Genomic DNA, 16,881 nt, shown 5'->3' with positions numbered 1-16,881 from the left:
AATCCCAGCATCAAGACTGACAATGTGATAGCGACGCACCTGATACCATTGATAAATTATCAAAAAGCTTGCCACAAGCAAACCGGGAATAACTCGTAGGGTGCGTCGCCACTGAAAATCCCAGCATCAAGACTGACAATGTGATAGCGACGCACCTGATACCATTGATAAATTATCAAAAAGCTTGCCACAACAAAAATGTTGGGGGGACTGAAACGGATGGTTGTTTCCCGTGTACTTGCTCTTTGCAAGTGCATCGCTATGAGATTGTTGCTCTTTCTTGAAGATGCTCGATGTATCCGCACCCTACGGCTACAATCTAACATCTCAAATGGTATGAGCTAGGGTAGTAGTTCGGTAACTACTATTTTTGGTGTCCGTGATTTCTATCAGTTCGCTTCTATTCTACATGGTGCACTATAGAACAATACGGTTTACTTAAGGCTTTTTGACGAATTTCTTAAGTCAACCATATTGCCGTAGGGGCGGGTTTAGCATAAAAATTATGAAATAATCGACTGTATAAAAGCCGGCACGCGCCCTCTCTCTCTTAAGTAAACCGTATTGCACTATAGAATTAGAAACCAATTGACTGACTGGAATCAAAATTTATGCTCCCAGCTTTAAGGATTTCTGGGTATGACTTGCAAGAAATCATCCACCAAGGAACTAACACAGCTATTTATCGGGCGGTATCCCTAACAAACGGACAGCCTGCCATTCTCAAAGTTTTAAATACAGAATATCCTACCCTAGAACAGATAACTCGCTTAAAACACGAATATCAGATCGCCGTATATCTTGATTGCCAGTATACAGTCAAAGTCGATCGCCTAGAAACGCACCCAAACTGCTTAGTATTAGTCTTAGAAGATTTTGGCGGCATCTCCCTCAAACAGTGGATGGCAAAAGCCGGGAATGCTTGCAGGATTTCTGCAATGTGTGATACAAAAACCCTTGCAGGCGGCGGGCAAAGTGCTGGGATTGACACAACTGTTGTGCAAGCAGCAACCGCGAGTTATCAATTGTCGATCGCCCAATTTTTAAACATCGCCATCCAATTAGCAAAAGCTTTAGTATTCCTGCATCAAAATCAAATTATTCATAAAGACATAAAACCAGCTAATGTTATCGTAAATGCCGAAACAAATCGAGTAAAGCTCGCTGATTTCAGCATCGCGTCGCGGTTAAACAAAGAAACGCCGAACTTAAAAAATCCCGATCGCCTAGAAGGAACTCTCGCCTATATGTCCCCGGAACAAACCGGGCGCATGAATCGCGACGTAGACTACCGCAGCGACTTCTACTCTCTCGGTGTCACCTTTTACGAACTGCTGACAGGAAAATTGCCATTTCGCAGCACCGATCCGCTGGAATTAGTACACTGTCACATTGCCAAACAACCAATTGCAATTCCACAACTAAATCCGCAAATTCCCCAAGTGTTGGCGGAAATTGTGGAAAAACTGATGGCAAAAAATGCCGAAGACAGGTATCAAAGTGCAGCCGGATTATTGGCAGATTTAGAACGCTGCCAGAATCAAATCGAAAATTTAGGTACAATTGATAATTTTATCCCCGGACAACTGGAGGCGATGAGTCAGTTGTTAATTCCCCAAAAACTTTACGGGCGGGAAGAGCAAATAAAGCAATTATTGCAAGCCTTCGATCGCGTTAGCAAAGGTAGCGGTGAAATTGTCTCGGTAGGTGGCTATTCTGGAATTGGTAAATCTGCATTAGTTCATGAAATTATCCGCAATTTAACCAGACAGCGCGGCTACTTGGTATCGGGTAAATTTGATCAATTAAAACGCAATGTTCCCTACGCTTGTTTCAATCAAGCTATGCGGAGTTGGGTGCAGCATATTTTGACCGAAAGCCAATCTCAGATTGACTTGTGGCGAGAAAAGCTGCTGGACGTTTTGAATGTTAATGCTAAAGTTGCGATCGAAGCCATCCCCGAATTAGAGTTAATTTTAGGCCCACAACCAGACGTACCAGAACTCGGGCCGATTGAATCTCAGAACCGCTTCAATCGAGTGATGCAGCAGTTCGTCCAAGCAATTGCGAGTGCGGAACATCCCTTAGTAATGTTTCTGGATGACTGTCAGTGGATAGATGCTGCAACAGTCAATATGTACGAACAAAATTGCCTCGGTAAAATGCCTTACTTGCTGGTAATTGTTGCTTATCGGGATAATGAAGTCAGCCCGATGCATCCATTTATGCTGGCGAATGAGGCAATTCGGGGCGCAGGAGTTCCGATGACAGCTATTACTTTAAAACCGCTAGCAATTGACTGCGCGACTCAACTAATTGCTGAAACTTTGAGCTGTCCTGCTGAAACAGCGACACCGCTGGCGAATTTATTACTACAAAAAACTGATGGAAATCCATTTTTTCTGAAACAACTGCTGAAATATTTGCATCAAAAATCCTGGTTGAGATTTGACCCACAGGCTGCTGAGTGGCAGTGGGATATTCAACATATTGAATCCCAGGGAATTTCAGAAAATGTTGTTGATTTGATGGTGAATAAAATTCAAATTTTGTCAACCGCCACCCAGCGAATATTACAATTAGCGGCTTGTATTGACAATCAGTTTAGTTTGGATATACTGTCTGTGGCAAGCGGGAAATCTTGGAGTCAAACAGCGCAGGATTTGTGGGAAGCGCTGCAAGTAGGGTTAATTTTACCTGTAGGCAATACCTATCGGATACCTCAAGTATTTGAGCCGGAAGAGTTGGAAAAGTTGGGAAAAACGGCCCCAGATGTGTGCTACAAATTTATGCACGATCGCGTTCAGCAAGCTGCTTATGCCATGATTCCTGATGCAGACAAAGAATCGGTTCATTTAGCGATCGGGCGTTTGTTATTGCAAGGAAGCAGCGAAGGTGAACGCCAAGAACGAATTTTTGATATTGTCAATCATTTAAATTTTGCTCGCGGGTTGATTTGCGAGTTGAATCAACTTTATGAATTAGCAGAGTTAAACTTGCAGGCGGGCAAAACTGCCGCATCTGCTTCGGCATTTGAAACTGCGCTGACTTTTTTCCAGTCGGGCTGCAATAGTTTGCCGGCACAAAGTTGGGAAGATAATTATGCGTTAACTTGGGCGCTGCATTTGGCATTGGGCGAAGCGGAATATTTGAATGGGAAAAATGACGAAGCTTTGGTAATTTTTGACTTGATTTTGCCGAAAACTAGGACATTATTGGAACGGTGTCAGGTTAATGAGTTGAAAATGACTTGTCTGCGGATGAAAAATGATTTGCCTGCTGCTTATCGCTTAGGTATCGAGACGCTGCAATTGTTGGGAATTGAGTTTGAGGCGTACCCGGATGATGCGTATTTGCTGCGGGAGTTGGCGAAGACGAAGGCGATGATTGGGGAATCCATCGCCGATTTAGCCGATTTACCGACACTCACAGATCCGCTGCAACTCGCCGCCCACCGGATTTTGAAAGAACTTTACCCCATTGCTTACTTTACCAGTCCTAACGCCCCATTTCTCTGCGCGATGAAGTTGGTGCAGGCGACAATTGAACACGGTAATTGCAGAATATCCGCCTTTGGCTACATTGTGTATTCCTTTACTTTAATTGTTAAATATGGCGAAATTGACACTGGTTGCACAGTAGGAGAACTGGGTCTCAATCTTTACGAATGCTGGGATGCTAAAGAGTTAGGTGCTTGTATTTTTGTCACGTGGGGGGCTTTAACTTTGCACCACATTAAATATATTGATGAGTCGAAGCTTTTTCTGATCAAATCTTTTAATAGCGGTTTAGAGACAGGTGCTTATCAGTGGTCGGGATATGCTGCGGCTAATTATTTGGTCATCTGCTTTTTTGGCAATGAAACACTCCAAAAATCCGCTGCAATCATTGATGAATTTCTCCCAGTTTTGGAAAAAATAGACCGAAATATGCTAGCATATTTTTTGCTAAATAAACAGGCAATCTACCAGCTTACTTGTCCTGCGGATACTGCGGTCAATCCTCCAAGTTTCATCGATGAACAGTCGCTTTTAGAATTGGCTGAAGCCTCGGCAGATTTGGGGGCTTCTTTTACGGTTTATCTCTACAGACTAACCGTGGCGAATTGGTTCGGGGAGGTCGATATAGCCTTAGAATATGCTAATATTGGTGCTGAATTTTTGGCATTTGCTACTGGTGGTTTTTCGACTCCGGTTTTTCGTTTCCACCGCGCTATAGCCCTGGCTGCTGCTTATACAAATGCCACTGAGGACGATCGCCAAATCTACCTAGAACAGCTCAATATTGACCTGGAAGAGCTCGGAGAATTTGCGAAAAACTGCCCTGCAAATTACGAACACAAGTATTTAGCCATCCGGGCGGAAGCGGCGCGGTTGTCGGGACAAAAGTATGAGGCGTCAGAATGCTACGATAGTGCGATCGCCCGGGCGATAGAAAATCGCTTCATTCAAGATGCTGCACTCGTTAACGAATTAGCAGCGAGATTTTATTTATCGCAAAATCGGCTGATTTTCGCCAAGAATTATCTCAACGATGCCAGAGTTTGCTATCTCCAGTGGGGCGCCACAGCGAAAGTCCGCCAACTCGAACAATACTATAGTAATTTATTTCCGGAAGCTGTAGAGTCGCGGATTGCTGTAACTTTAACTGCGAGTACATCTAGTCATACTAATATTTTGGATGTAGCAACAGTAATCAAAGCTTATCAAGCAATTTATAGTGAAATTGTTTTAGAAAAGTTGCTCAAAAAACTGCTGCATATTATCTTAGAAAATGCTGGCGCACAGAAAGGCTGTATTATTTTAGAACGCTCCGGGCAATTGTTTGTGGAAGTGTCGGATACTAACGAGAATAACTCCGCAACATTTCAAGAGTCAAGGCTGGTGGAAGATAGCTGCGATCTTCCTATTTCTATCGTCAAGTATGTTGGGATAAGTCAGCAATCTTTGGTGTTAAGCGATGCAAGTATAGAAACAATTTACCAAGCGGATACTTATATTCAAAATTGCCAACCAAAATCGGTTTTATGCGCGCCGATTTTGTATCAAAGTAAGTTAATTGGCATTGTGTATTTAGAGAATAATCTGGCGAGAGGAGCATTTACGCGCGATCGCTTGGAACTGTTGCAACTGTTAACCGCACAAGCGGCGATCGCCATTGAAAACGCCCGCCTCTACGGCCGCGAACAACACAAATCCCGCCAGTTGGCTGAATCTCTCCAAAGCCTGCAACAGTTTCAAGTCGAACTCCTCCAAAAAGAACAGCAGTACCGCAGCATATTTGAGACGGTAGCAGACGGACTTTCGCTGATAGATTTGAATAGCGGTAAAGTCATCGCAGCTAATCCCTCACTATGTCAAATTTTTGGCTATTCTCAAGAGGAGTTTCTGCATTTAAGCCCGCCAGATTATATGGTTCCAGAGTATCTGCATTTATTCGCCGAATTCCAACAAACTGTTAGCAGACACCAAGAATTTACCTGTCAAGCTGTCATACAGAGAAAAGACGGTACGCTGTGCGATCTTGAGGTAAAAGCGAACTTTTTTGAGTACGGCGGCCAACCCCACGCCCTGGTAATTAATCGCGATATTAGCGATCGCAAGCGCGCCGAAACAGCCCTGCAAACATCGGAAGCTCAACTAAGACAAAAAGCTGAAGATTTAGAAGCAATACTCGCTCAACTGCAACACACTCAGGCACAATTAGTTCAAACTGAAAAAATCTCGCAACTCGGACAACTGGTGGCTGGAGTCGCCCACGAAGTCAACAATCCAGTCAGCTTTATTTCTGGTAATCTGCATCATGCTACAGACTATATCAGCGATTTGATAAGTTTAGTTCAGGTTTATCAAGACAACTTTCCCGAGCCTGGACAACAAGTGTTAAATGAAATAGAAGCGATTGAATTAGAATATTTAGTAGAAGATTTGCCAAAGATGATTGAATCGATGAAATTGGGAACCGATCGCATCCGCGACATCATGCAATCTTTGCGAAATTACTCGCGTACCGACGGGATTGAGAAAAAATCAGCAAATATTCACGAAGGAATCGATACCACATTAATGATTTTGTCGCATAGGTTAAAAGCTTCGGCAAATCGCCCGACGATTAAAGTCATCAAAAATTACGGAGAATTACCTAATATAGAATGCTATCCGGGGCAACTGAATCAGGTATTTATGAATTTGCTCGCTAATGCGATCGATGCTCTGGAAGAATCTAATTTTGGTAAAACCTACAAACAGATTGAAAGCAACCCCAATCTGATTACAATTTCTACCTCTGTTGCCCACAGCAGCGAAACAGTTACAAATAGTACAGTAAAAATTCGGATAGTTGACAATGGAATTGGAATGCCAGAACACATCAAAGACCAACTGTTTTTGCCATTCTTTACAACTAAAGCAGAAGGCAAGGGAACCGGATTGGGATTGCCTATTTGCCACGATATAGTCACCAAAAAACACGGGGGAAGTTTAGAATGTTTTTCAGCGCCGGGAAGGGGAACAGAATTTGCGATCGCCATTCCCGTGCGCAGCAGTTCCAACAACAATGATTAGGAAGTTAGGCACATTCAAAAGAGTTTGCGATCGGGACTTGAGTCCTGTGATTTTTATGATATACAAGATTGCAAAAGTCATTTTAATCAAATTTTGGGACGATGCTGGGAGCAACGTCCCACAAGAAAAAAAGATTTTTGTGGGATGGGCTTCGACGCCGTCCTAACTAGGGCTTGCAGGAAGTCTAATGACTTTCCGTCCGAAGCGAAGCTCTATATGTAAGGTTCACGGTGTACCTTACATATAGAGCTTTTGCGTAAATTCTACGAAAGTGAATTCAACCAATGATTAGTGGGGTAACTTACTGAGACCGTACCAAGTTTTAGCACCGACAATTCCATCTTGCGGTACATTCTTGCTGATTTGGAACTGGCGCACTGCGACATCTGTCATCGTCCCAAAATATCCATCAATCGCACCGAAATAGTATCCATTGATTTTCAAGACATTTTGAACAGTTTTCACAGCATTACCAGAACTGCCATTCATCAAGATGGGCATATTCACGGGTGCGCCAGAGTATAGTGCTTGCCAAGTTAGGGAAGCAACAATCCCATCTTCAGTTAAAAAGACGCGGTGTTGATAGCCTTTGACTCCTTTTTGAACTTGGGGGCCGAAGATACCGTCCATCGGGCCAGAATAATATCCCCAGTGATAGAGAAGCTGTTGTAGTTCCTTGACAGCTTGACCTGTGGAACCCATTTGTAAAGTGGGTTTGTTTAGTCCGGTGGTTGAAGCAACTGCAACAGTTGATTGAGCAGCAGTATCAGCGACGATAGCCACAGTTTCATTGTTCATGCTTCTTTCTTCGGTGTACATAATGTGATTCCTCTTCTGGTTTAAGTTGTGGTGTTTGATATTTCAGGTATAACTGGTGGGAAAAGTGACTGCACAGTCGCTTTTTCGAGTGTCACTCATTTGAGTTAGCCGTCATGTATTTGTAGTGAGGAATATAAGTTCTCTGATTTTGATGAGGACTGAAGTCCTCACTACAAACCAACTGATGGGGTGTTTGTGGGAACCCAACGCAACTTAGTGCGGTAACTTGCTGAGAGCGTGCCAAGTTCTGTAGCCGACTATTCCATCTTGTACTAAACCCTTGCTGAGTTGGAAATGGCGGACTGCTACATCAGTCATCGTCCCAAAAAATCCGTCAATAAAACCGACATAGTATCCATTGAATTTCAGGACATTCTGAACAATTTTCACCGCATTACCAGAACTGCCATTCATTAGGGTCGGCATATTCACAGGTGCACCAGAGTACAATGCTTGCCAAGTCAGGGAACCGACAATCCCATCTTCCATTAAGAAGACGCGGTGTTGATAGCCTTTGACTGCTTTTTGAACTTGGACGCCGAAGATACCGTCAATCGGGCCGAAATAGTATCCCCAATGAGCTAGGAGAGTTTCTAGTTCTTTGACGGCTTGACCTGTGGAACCGATTTGTAATGTGGGTTTGTTGAGTGCTGTTGTCAGACCAACTGCAAGATTTGATTGAGCTGTAGTATCGGCGGCGATGGCGATAGTTTCATTGTTCATGCTTTTTTCTTCGGTGTACATAATGTGCTCCTTTCAATATTTAAGTTGTGCTCTTTGATATTTCAGGTATAACTGGTGGGATTTATGAGTTCACAGTCACTTTTTCGAGTGTCACTCATTTGAGTGTCACTCAAACGAGTGATATCTTATGCGATCGATTAACATAACAAAAACGTATCTGTGGGGGCTGAAGTCCGCAGCATGAGAGCGGACTGAAGTCCGCACTACGAACCTTATTTATTGCGGTCAATCGATCGCACTTAAAATTCTCGCAATGTAGGAATTAAATACTGTGTCAGAGTAAAGGCATCTACTCCTAATTCTGTCCGTTCCTTGGCTGCCGCGATTCCGGCTTTTGCGTGCCACCACGCTGCTGTTGCTACCACTTCTTGGAGGGGGGATTTGCGGGCGATCGCACTTGCTAACAGTCCCCCTAACAAGCCTGTGAGAACGTCGCCGCTGCCGCCTCTGGCGAGGGCTGGGGTGCTTTCTGGATTGAGATAGGTCACGGTACGTGAAGCGTAGCTATCCCCCCAGGAATCGCCCTTATCGCTCCAAGAAATGCAAACTCTGGCTCCTTTGAGCAATACCGTTGCACCGCAAAGCTTCGCGGCTGCTTGAGTTGCGGCAATTCGATCGGAGCCAATTGCGTCTGCTAATTCGGGAAACAAACGCTTGAATTCGCCAGGGTGAGGCGTGATAATTGTCAGTGCTGAGCGTTCCGACAAAATCGGGACTGTGCCGAGTTGAGCGAGGATATTTAAACCGTCGGCATCTAGAACCAAAGGTCGATCGCACTCCAGTACAGATTCTACAGCGATCGCCGCTTCCAATGTCAGACCAGGCCCGGCGGCGATCGCATCATAGGCGCCCAAATCTATTGCTACGGGCAATTGGCTAATTGCACCGCTCGGGGTTTCAGGACATCCGATAACTAAAGCCTCTGGTAACTGACTGCTCAACATCGGTTTAATCGACTCAGGGACGGCAATTGACAGCATTCCCACGCCGCTTGCTCTTGCTCCCAATGCCGACAAAATTGCGGCTCCGCTGTAGCGGCCCGAACCTGCAATAATGAGTATGTTACCGTTGGTGTATTTGTGCGAAATTGGCGATCGGGGTAATGGCAAATGCTGAATTGCCGATGCTTTCGTAATGCGTTGTATTGATGGCAAATCGCCCAATACCGCTGCAATATCTGCGAGGGGAATATCAAAATCAATTAATTCCGACCTGCCGATATATTCTAACGCTTTGTCTTGCAGAAATGCCATTTTCCACAACCCCAAACACCATGTATGTTTGGCGCGAATTGCCGTCCCCAAAACAGCTCCTGTATCTGTATGAATTCCCGAGGGAATGTCTATACTAACAATTGGTAAGTTTAAATTATTTATTTCATCAATAGCAGTGGCTGTGGGATTAGTGATTTCTCTTTCTAATCCAAATCCAAATAAACCATCGATCAGCAAATCGCAGTTGTTCAGCGATTCAACTTGGTCAACAAATGGAATATTTAAAGAACGCGCATAATCAGCGTGACTTTTTGTGAGTTCTTTTAGTTGAGAAAACGGGCAGTAAATAACTACTGGAAGTCCTTGAAAGTGCAATTCGCGGGCCACAACCAAAGCATCGCCCCCATTGTGTCCGGGCCCAACCAATACCCCGATAACTGGGAATTGAGAATTAACAATCTTTTTCCCTTCGCCCCTTTTCCTTCTATACGTTAAATCCGTTTCATAATCCGTTGCCGAACTTCCCTCTGACTTTAACAGCGCCTGAATGCGTCTAGCAATTAGTCCGGCGACTTTTTCCATTAAAGCTGGTACTGGCATTCCAGCAGCAAAGATTCTCGTTTCTATTTGCCGCATTTGGTCGGCGGTGACAACAAATTTTTGAATACTCATATAGCCGTTCTCATTGAGGTGAGGTGTGTCAGGTAAAGGGTAATTGGTAATGGGTAATTGGTAATTGGATCGATAAGCAATCGTTCGCGCTTGACCAAATTTAGCTGATCACCGCTATATAAGTGCTAAAATTTCACTTAACAGCAGCAGTAGCAGATTGTAGTATTTTTGTGGTATAATCAATGAGATCGATCGAACTTGCGTAACAGTAAAACAGTAAAATAGCAATTTCTCTCCGAACCATGAACAAGATTGTCGTAGGCCTCTCCGGCGGGGTCGATAGTTCCGCAGCAGCCGCAATTTTACACCATCAGGGCTATGAAGTGGTGGGTTTAACGCTGTGGTTGATGAAAGGCAAAGGTCAGTGCTGCTCTGAAGGAATGGTCGATGCCGCTAAAATTTGCGAAAATTTGGGCGTTCCTCACCACATTGTTGACAGCCGTGAAGTCTTTAAAGCAAGTATTGTCGATTTTTTGGTGGACGGTTACAGTGCTGGAGTGACGCCTCTGCCTTGTTCGCAGTGCAATAAAACTGTAAAGTTCGGGCCGATGCTCAAGTATGCTCGCGAAGAACTCGGAATTGAAAAGATTGCTACGGGGCACTACGCTCGCATTACTTATGATACTGCTGCCGATCGCTATCAGTTGCTGCGGGCGATCGACCCTGCGAAAGATCAATCTTATTTCTTGTACGATTTAACACAGGATTTGCTGGCGGGTACGGAGTTTCCGTTGGGGGAAATTACCAAGACGGAAACTCGCAGAATTGCGGCAGAATTTGGCTTGAGCACTGCCGACAAGCCGGAAAGTCAAGATTTGTGCTTGGTGGAAAGTAACGGTTCGATGCGGGCTTTTCTGGACAAGTACATTGCGCCGCAAAAGGGTGACATTGTGGACAAGACTGGCCGCGTACTCGGACAGCATGACGGCGTGCACCACTACACCATCGGCCAGCGCAAGGGCCTGGGGATTGCTGCACCGGAACCGCTGTATGTGATTGAACTTGATGCTGGTGCTAATCGGGTGATTGTGGGCGATCGCCAGTTGGCGGTAGAATCTGAGTGTAATGTCCAGAAAGTAAATTGGGTTTCTGTGGCGGAACCGACTGCTCCGATTCGGGCGAATGTACAGATTCGTTATCGATCGCAACCCGTCCCCGCTACAATTATTCCTGTCGAACCCTCCCAAGCAGACGAAAAAGCCAGCGGTACAAGAGTCAAGGTGATTTTTGACGAACCGCAGTTGAGCATTACCCCCGGACAAGCCGCTGTTTGGTATGACGGAGAGGTGCTCTTAGGCGGCGGCATCATCGAAAGAAAAAAACTCCCCAATTGATGTCAGGGGCTGGCTCGCGTGCCCACCCCACAAGAAATCTACGGGAGCATCTCATTTTTGAAAAAAACATTTTTTTACAGTGCTGTAGAGAGCTCGCGTGCTGAGCTAGCACGCGAGCTCTCTACAGCACTACAGATGCAAAACTGAGATGCTCCCAAATCTACCACAATAAAATTTACTCTTTCTCTTTGTGGAACAGGCCGGAAAGCCTGTTCCAAGAAGCCCACCGCACAAGAAACCTCCCAGCATAAAATTCACTCTTTGTGGAACAGGCATCTTGCGTGTTCCACAATTAAAATTATTGTTCATTTCACAGAGTCAAATTTCCCTAACTAACTTTCTTTTCCAAGCGCAAGACATTTCCCTTAGCATTAGTGCGGTAAACCCAAGTTTGGCGGCCATCAGAAACCACAACCCGCCAACCTTCAACAATCATTTGACCGCAAATTTCATCAGATTTCGCGAGTCCCAAACAAGTATTCGGCCAACTTTGCCCGCTCGATTCAGTGACTTTCAACTTGTCAGCAGCAATCCCAGTGGAGCGCGACAAATCTTGGCGAACTGCTGCTGCTACAGTTGCGGGCAATTGGTTCGGGGGATTTTGGCCTGTACCCTCGGCCAAATTGCTTGGTTCGGAAGTCAGACTATTTAGTGCCAATTCGGAATAACTAATTTTGTTGGACACCGCCGTTGGCTGCTCTTGGCTTTCCAACTGAGGGAGGGATTGTTTGAGAGCGCCCGCGTTAGCCGCAGCGGTGTGTATTAGCGCCGGATACATTTCCCAGGTCAGAATTCCTGTCAGCACCACAGCCAAAATTAGAGGATTTGGCTGCTTTTCACCTAGATTTTGACTGTTTTGAGAGTTATTTTCGGAGATTGGTTTCATCTTACGCCCTCTTCCTCACTTTACACTCTGGCGCGATCGCTCGCGATCGCTCAAATGCAGATACTTATTTAGACATTGCTGCCGGTGCTGTTTGTTCCTTGGTCCAGAACCGACTTCACTGAGTCGTGCGGCACAAGTATTTTATACTCGCTGCCGGCCAGAAGTGTTTCAGGAAACTTGCACTATCCAGTTATTACTTAATTTTTACTCTTATTGTCGGAGTATTGATAAAAATTTATGCCTACGTAAATCTTCTGAAAAAAATCTGATTCTCCCAGAGCAGCTCAGTATCAATGACTATTAAGTGTTTGAGACTGTGGAATGCGAGCTGAGCCGGTGAAATCGCAGGGATGCTGCACAATCTGTGGCAACAGGACGGAAACGTATTATAAATTAAGTAAGCTATCGCTGATTAATTATAACATTCAGGTTTTCAAGAGCGATCGTCAGTCGATTTGGGATTTGAGATTTGAGATTTGAGATTGACTCCAAAGATGAATCTAGGAGCAGGAACAGGAGTCTAACATTTTGATCTCTCCACAACTTAAGTCGGAGGCTTGTATCCGTTGTTGGGGTCAAAAAAAATTAGTAGCCATCGCTACTTTTTAATGAAAATCTTGTTTAAATGTATTGATTATGAACAGAAAATCCCTAGGAATCCATTTAATGAATCGACTGAGCTATCCTCAAAAATTTACCTCGATCGGTTTTCTATTTGCGATGCCGTTAACCTTGGTTATGTACCGGTTGATTTCCGAAATTAACAGCAGGGTTGATTTTGCCCAAAAAAGAAATCTACGGCAATCACTATCTGCGCCCGCTCCGCCACTTGAGGGAATACATACCGCAACTTCAACTGTTAAATTATCAGGGTTTAAATCCCAAGTTAAGCAATCCAAATACCAGGGTAAACTTAGAAGCTAAAATAGACGCTAACTTTCAATCTATGGCAAATACCTATCGCCAGTTATGGAAAACTTTACTTGCTCGTGAAAAGCTTAACGATCTTTATAAATATTGGCAAAACTTTCAACTTCGTAGCAGTCAGTGCACTTGAGAAATTTACGATGTTATCTATCAATAATTAGCAGCAAATATTAATGGATTGAGCGCTCAACTCGGCGACACTTCCAATCTAATATTAGACCCAGACCTAGCTATTATTTGATAGATGCTACTTTGCTGAAGATTCCCGAAATGCAATAAATCTTATCCGAGATTAGGCTGATTTCTCAAAAAAGTAGCTCGCGTTCCGATGCCACACCGGAGGAAAGAGCGCAACTGATTACTTTTGCCGGAAATTGGAGAGAAGAAAATAAACATTTAGCAATCAATATGGAGGTATAATTTAGCAATAATTCTCACGGGAATCTGCGACATAAAATCAGCCCAAATTTCAAAAAAATTAACAATAATCATGGTTCAAACGGCCGTGGGAACTTTGCTCGCGACGAACCAGATCCCGGTGAGATTTTTAAGCGCTATTAACAGTGCAATTTACGATAACGTGCAGCGGATGAAATGCGATAAAAACGCTAGCCTTGCTTTGCTAGACTATGAGGAGGGTATACTGAAGTTGAGCGGCCAGCACGAAGAAATGATTGTCGTGCGGTGTAACGGTTCTGTCGAGCGGTTTGATACGATCGATTTGGGTTTCCCGATCGGGCTGGATGCAGATATTGCTGAATTTGTTGCTGAAACAATTGTGCAGTTGCATTCAGGAGATGTGGTAGTGCTGTATACTGACGGGATTACGGAAGCTGAAAATAGGGATCGAGTGCTTTACAGTGTAGAGAGGTTAATTGAAGTAATACAGATTAATTGGCAGCGAACGGCCACAGAAATTAGGCTGGCTGTAATTGACGACGTGCGATCGCACATCGGCGAACAAAAAGTTTTTGATGACATCACATTGCTGATTCTTAAACAAAAATAAGTAATGGGCCAAACAGGGAATGGGGAATGGGGAATGGGGCATGGGGCATTGGCCCAACAGGGCATTGGACATTGGGCATTGGTAATGGTAGCAAATAACAAATAACAAATAACAACAGTCAACAAATAATTATTAAAAAATAACAAATAACAAATAACAACAGTCAACCGTCAACCGTCAACAAACAACTAATATGATTCAGACTTTCGGTGATTTCATCGAGCCGACTCCCAGTCACGAATATTTAATAATTGGATTTTCCCCGAGTTCGATACCTCTCCAGCAGCGGTGGCGGAACAACGGTTTGTCGGCGGATTTTTTAGCTGACTACTTGACAACTTTTTTCCCGGGAAAGGAAGACGACCCCTCGACAATTGACAGACAAGCTGAAATTAAAAGTGCTGTTAGCTACATTGCTAATGAGTTATTAGAGAATGCGATGAAGTTTAATGATGAAACATCGGAGCACCCGATCGACATTAAACTGCAATTAAAGAGCGACGGACTGATTTTTTCCGTTGCTAACAGCATCCCGGAGCAAGCTGTGGGGAAGTTTCAGGCTTACATTCAGCAGTTGCTGGCATCCGACCCGAGCGAGCTGTACATTCAGCAGTTGGAAAACAATGCTGCTGACGAAAGCTGTACCGATTCTGGATTGGGCTTGTTGACGATGCTCAGCGATTATAGCGCTAAAATAGGCTGGAAGTTCCAGACGGTGCAAAAAGACCCGGAAGTAATTACGGTGACAACTATGGTGCAATTAAGAGTATAAGTATCGCTGGCGATCGATAATATCTAAGGGACTTTTTGTGGCAGTAATGGAAATTAAGACAGAAAATTACCGGATCTGTTACGATCCATCAACGACAACCGTGAGTTTTGTTGGCTCTCTAAGGCTGAGCGGGCCTGAAGACTACGCACCGATAGTGCAGTTGCTGGGCGAGGTTGCCGATGCCGAACCGGCGAAAATTACTCTAAATTTGCAGGAGTTAGAATTTTTGAACAGTTCTGGCATCAATATGCTGTCGAAGTTTATTATTGAGGTGCGCAAAAAAGCCCGGGTGCAAATGGCGGTACAAGGCTCTCAACGTATAGCTTGGCAAGGTAAATCTTTGAAGAATTTGCAGCGCCTGATGCCTGGTTTGCAGTTGGAATTAGTATAGACACACGATGACTTTTAGGGTACTGGCTGTTGAGCAATTTTCTGTTAGTCGAGGCGCAAATTCTCGGGTTATGCTGGAAGAACAACCATCAAGAGAACAGCTACTTTTAGAGATAGAAAGATTGCGCCAGCAAGTGGAAGACTTGAAGGAGGAAAAAGCGGATCTGGAAATCTTGCTGGAAAATACTGCTGAACATTCTGATACGGTGGAAAGTGAGTTGCGCTATCGGGCATTGGAGGCGGTGCGGGAAGGGGAAGCCAAGCTGGTTAAATTTCTGGAAGCGATTCCGGTAGGCGTGGCCGTGCTCGATTCTCAAGGCAGACCTTATTACGTCAATCACGCCGGACAGCAGTTACTCGGCCAAGGGGTTTTGCCGTTAAATTCTGTTGATGATTTGTCAAAAAGTTATCAATTTTATATCGCGGGAACTAATATTATTTATCCTTCACGAAATTTACCGCTCGTCCGAGCTTTGACGGGAGAAAGTTCGACTGCTGACGATCTGGAAATTCATAAAGCAGACAAGAAAATTCCCCTTGAGACTTGGGGTACGCCAATTTTTGACGGTGATCAAGTTGCTTTTGCGATCGCAGTTTTTCAAAATGTCACGGAACGCAAACAAGCTGAAGCCGACCGCCAAAAATTTATTAAGGAACTATTTGAAGTCAATCAAAGCTTAGAAAAATCCTTAGAGGTTGAATCACAATTGACTGATGCCTACGGGCGATTTGTGCCGCATCAATTTCTCAATTTATTGGGATATGAAAGTATTATCGATGTCAATTTAGGCGACCAAGTGCAGGAGGAAATGTCGGTGCTGTTTGCGGACATCCGCGACTTCACAACGCTTTCGGAAACTATGACGCCGCAAGAAAATTTTAATTTTATCAATGCTTACTTGTCGCGGATGGAGCCTGCTATTACTAGCAATCACGGGTTTATTGACAAATATATCGGCGATGCAATCATGGCTTTGTTTAGCGACTGTGCAGATGATGCAGTGAAAGCGGGTATTGCGATGCTAAATATCCTGGCTGATTACAACGAAGACCGTCTAAATGTCGGCTACATCCCGATTCAAATTGGCATAGGCATCAATTCTGGTTCTTTGATGCTGGGGACAGTTGGTGGCAAAAGCCGAATGGACAGCACTGTGATTAGTGATACTGTTAATTTGGCATCTCGGATTGAAGGATTGACTAAAGAATACGGCGTTCCTCTGTTAATTTCTCAGCAGACTTTAGACAGGTTGCGAAATCCGGGTGATTATGATATTCGGATTGTGGATAAAGTAAAGGTAAAAGGAAAATCTCAATATGTCATAGTCTATGAGATATTTGATGCCGATCCGCCGGAAATTCGATCGGCTAAGCTAGCAAATTTGTCGGTATATACTGAAGCGATGTTACTGTGCGATCGCAAGGAGTTCCGAGAAGCGGGAAAATTGTTTGAAGAGTGTTTGCGGACAAATCCGAGCGATCGGGTAGCTCGCATTTATCTGAAACGCTGTCGGGATTGGCGATCGCTCCTCAAGGGAATTTAGTCAGTTG

11 protein-coding genes are annotated in these 16,881 nt (G+C 44.3%); 7 read left to right on the top strand and 4 right to left on the bottom strand.

From position 1 onward, the window contains the following. The first annotated feature begins 611 nt into the window (after positions 1 to 611). Positions 612 to 6,563 (top strand): AAA family ATPase, encoded by a 5,952-nt coding sequence (locus QUB64_RS17765; protein WP_333270023.1) that lies wholly within the window; start codon positions 612 to 614, stop codon positions 6,561 to 6,563. A 288-nt stretch (positions 6,564 to 6,851) separates the two neighbouring features. Here QUB64_RS17765 and QUB64_RS17760 read toward each other — a convergent pair whose 3' ends face one another. The 3 genes from QUB64_RS17760 to QUB64_RS17750 all read right to left on the bottom strand — a co-directional run bounded on the left by QUB64_RS17760 (position 6,852) and on the right by QUB64_RS17750 (position 10,012). Next, positions 6,852 to 7,361 (bottom strand): peptidoglycan-binding domain-containing protein, encoded by a 510-nt coding sequence (locus QUB64_RS17760; RefSeq protein ID WP_333270021.1) that lies wholly within the window; start codon positions 7,359 to 7,361, stop codon positions 6,852 to 6,854. A gap of 234 nt (positions 7,362 to 7,595) precedes the next feature. Beyond that, the gene (locus QUB64_RS17755) at positions 7,596 to 8,105 is read right to left on the bottom strand and encodes a peptidoglycan-binding domain-containing protein (RefSeq protein ID WP_333270019.1); all 510 of its coding nucleotides are present in this window, start codon (positions 8,103 to 8,105) and stop codon (positions 7,596 to 7,598) included. Between the two features lie 260 nt (positions 8,106 to 8,365). Beyond that, on the bottom strand, positions 8,366 to 10,012 hold the full coding sequence (locus tag QUB64_RS17750) for an NAD(P)H-hydrate dehydratase (RefSeq protein ID WP_333270017.1): 1,647 nt from the start codon (positions 10,010 to 10,012) through the stop codon (positions 8,366 to 8,368). 242 nt (positions 10,013 to 10,254) lie between these two features. Between QUB64_RS17750 and mnmA the strand changes: the two genes are divergently transcribed. Further along, positions 10,255 to 11,346, top strand: coding sequence for a tRNA 2-thiouridine(34) synthase MnmA (gene mnmA / locus QUB64_RS17745; protein ID WP_333270014.1), 1,092 nt, complete (start codon positions 10,255 to 10,257; stop codon positions 11,344 to 11,346). 328 nt (positions 11,347 to 11,674) lie between these two features. On the opposite strand, the gene QUB64_RS17740 is transcribed toward mnmA, so the two are convergent. Beyond that, entirely contained in the window at positions 11,675 to 12,232 is a 558-nt protein-coding gene (locus QUB64_RS17740) for a hypothetical protein (protein ID WP_333270011.1), read from the bottom strand. Between the two features lie 778 nt (positions 12,233 to 13,010). Between QUB64_RS17740 and QUB64_RS17735 the strand changes: the two genes are divergently transcribed. The 5 genes from QUB64_RS17735 (at position 13,011) to QUB64_RS17715 (ending at position 16,874) form a co-directional block, all read left to right on the top strand. Further along, the gene (locus QUB64_RS17735) at positions 13,011 to 13,289 is read left to right on the top strand and encodes a hypothetical protein (protein ID WP_333270009.1); all 279 of its coding nucleotides are present in this window, start codon (positions 13,011 to 13,013) and stop codon (positions 13,287 to 13,289) included. A gap of 360 nt (positions 13,290 to 13,649) precedes the next feature. Continuing rightward, a complete protein-coding gene (locus QUB64_RS17730; RefSeq protein WP_333270006.1) occupies positions 13,650 to 14,168 on the top strand; it encodes a PP2C family protein-serine/threonine phosphatase in 519 nt (172 codons plus the stop codon). Positions 14,169 to 14,361: 193 nt separating this feature from the next. Beyond that, positions 14,362 to 14,940 (top strand): DUF6272 family protein, encoded by a 579-nt coding sequence (locus QUB64_RS17725; protein ID WP_333270004.1) that lies wholly within the window; start codon positions 14,362 to 14,364, stop codon positions 14,938 to 14,940. 46 nt (positions 14,941 to 14,986) lie between these two features. After that, complete coding sequence (locus tag QUB64_RS17720; RefSeq protein ID WP_333270001.1) at positions 14,987 to 15,331, top strand: slr1659 superfamily regulator; 345 nt, start codon at positions 14,987 to 14,989, stop codon at positions 15,329 to 15,331. Between the two features lie 70 nt (positions 15,332 to 15,401). Further along, positions 15,402 to 16,874, top strand: coding sequence for an adenylate/guanylate cyclase domain-containing protein (locus QUB64_RS17715; RefSeq protein ID WP_333270000.1), 1,473 nt, complete (start codon positions 15,402 to 15,404; stop codon positions 16,872 to 16,874). Positions 16,875 to 16,881: the final 7 nt, after the last annotated feature.

It is taken from the genome of Microcoleus sp. Aus8_D2 (assembly GCF_036702665.1).
Classification (GTDB): Bacteria; Cyanobacteriota; Cyanobacteriia; order Cyanobacteriales; family Microcoleaceae; genus Microcoleus.
This window is presented reverse-complemented; position numbering and strand designations above follow the sequence as displayed.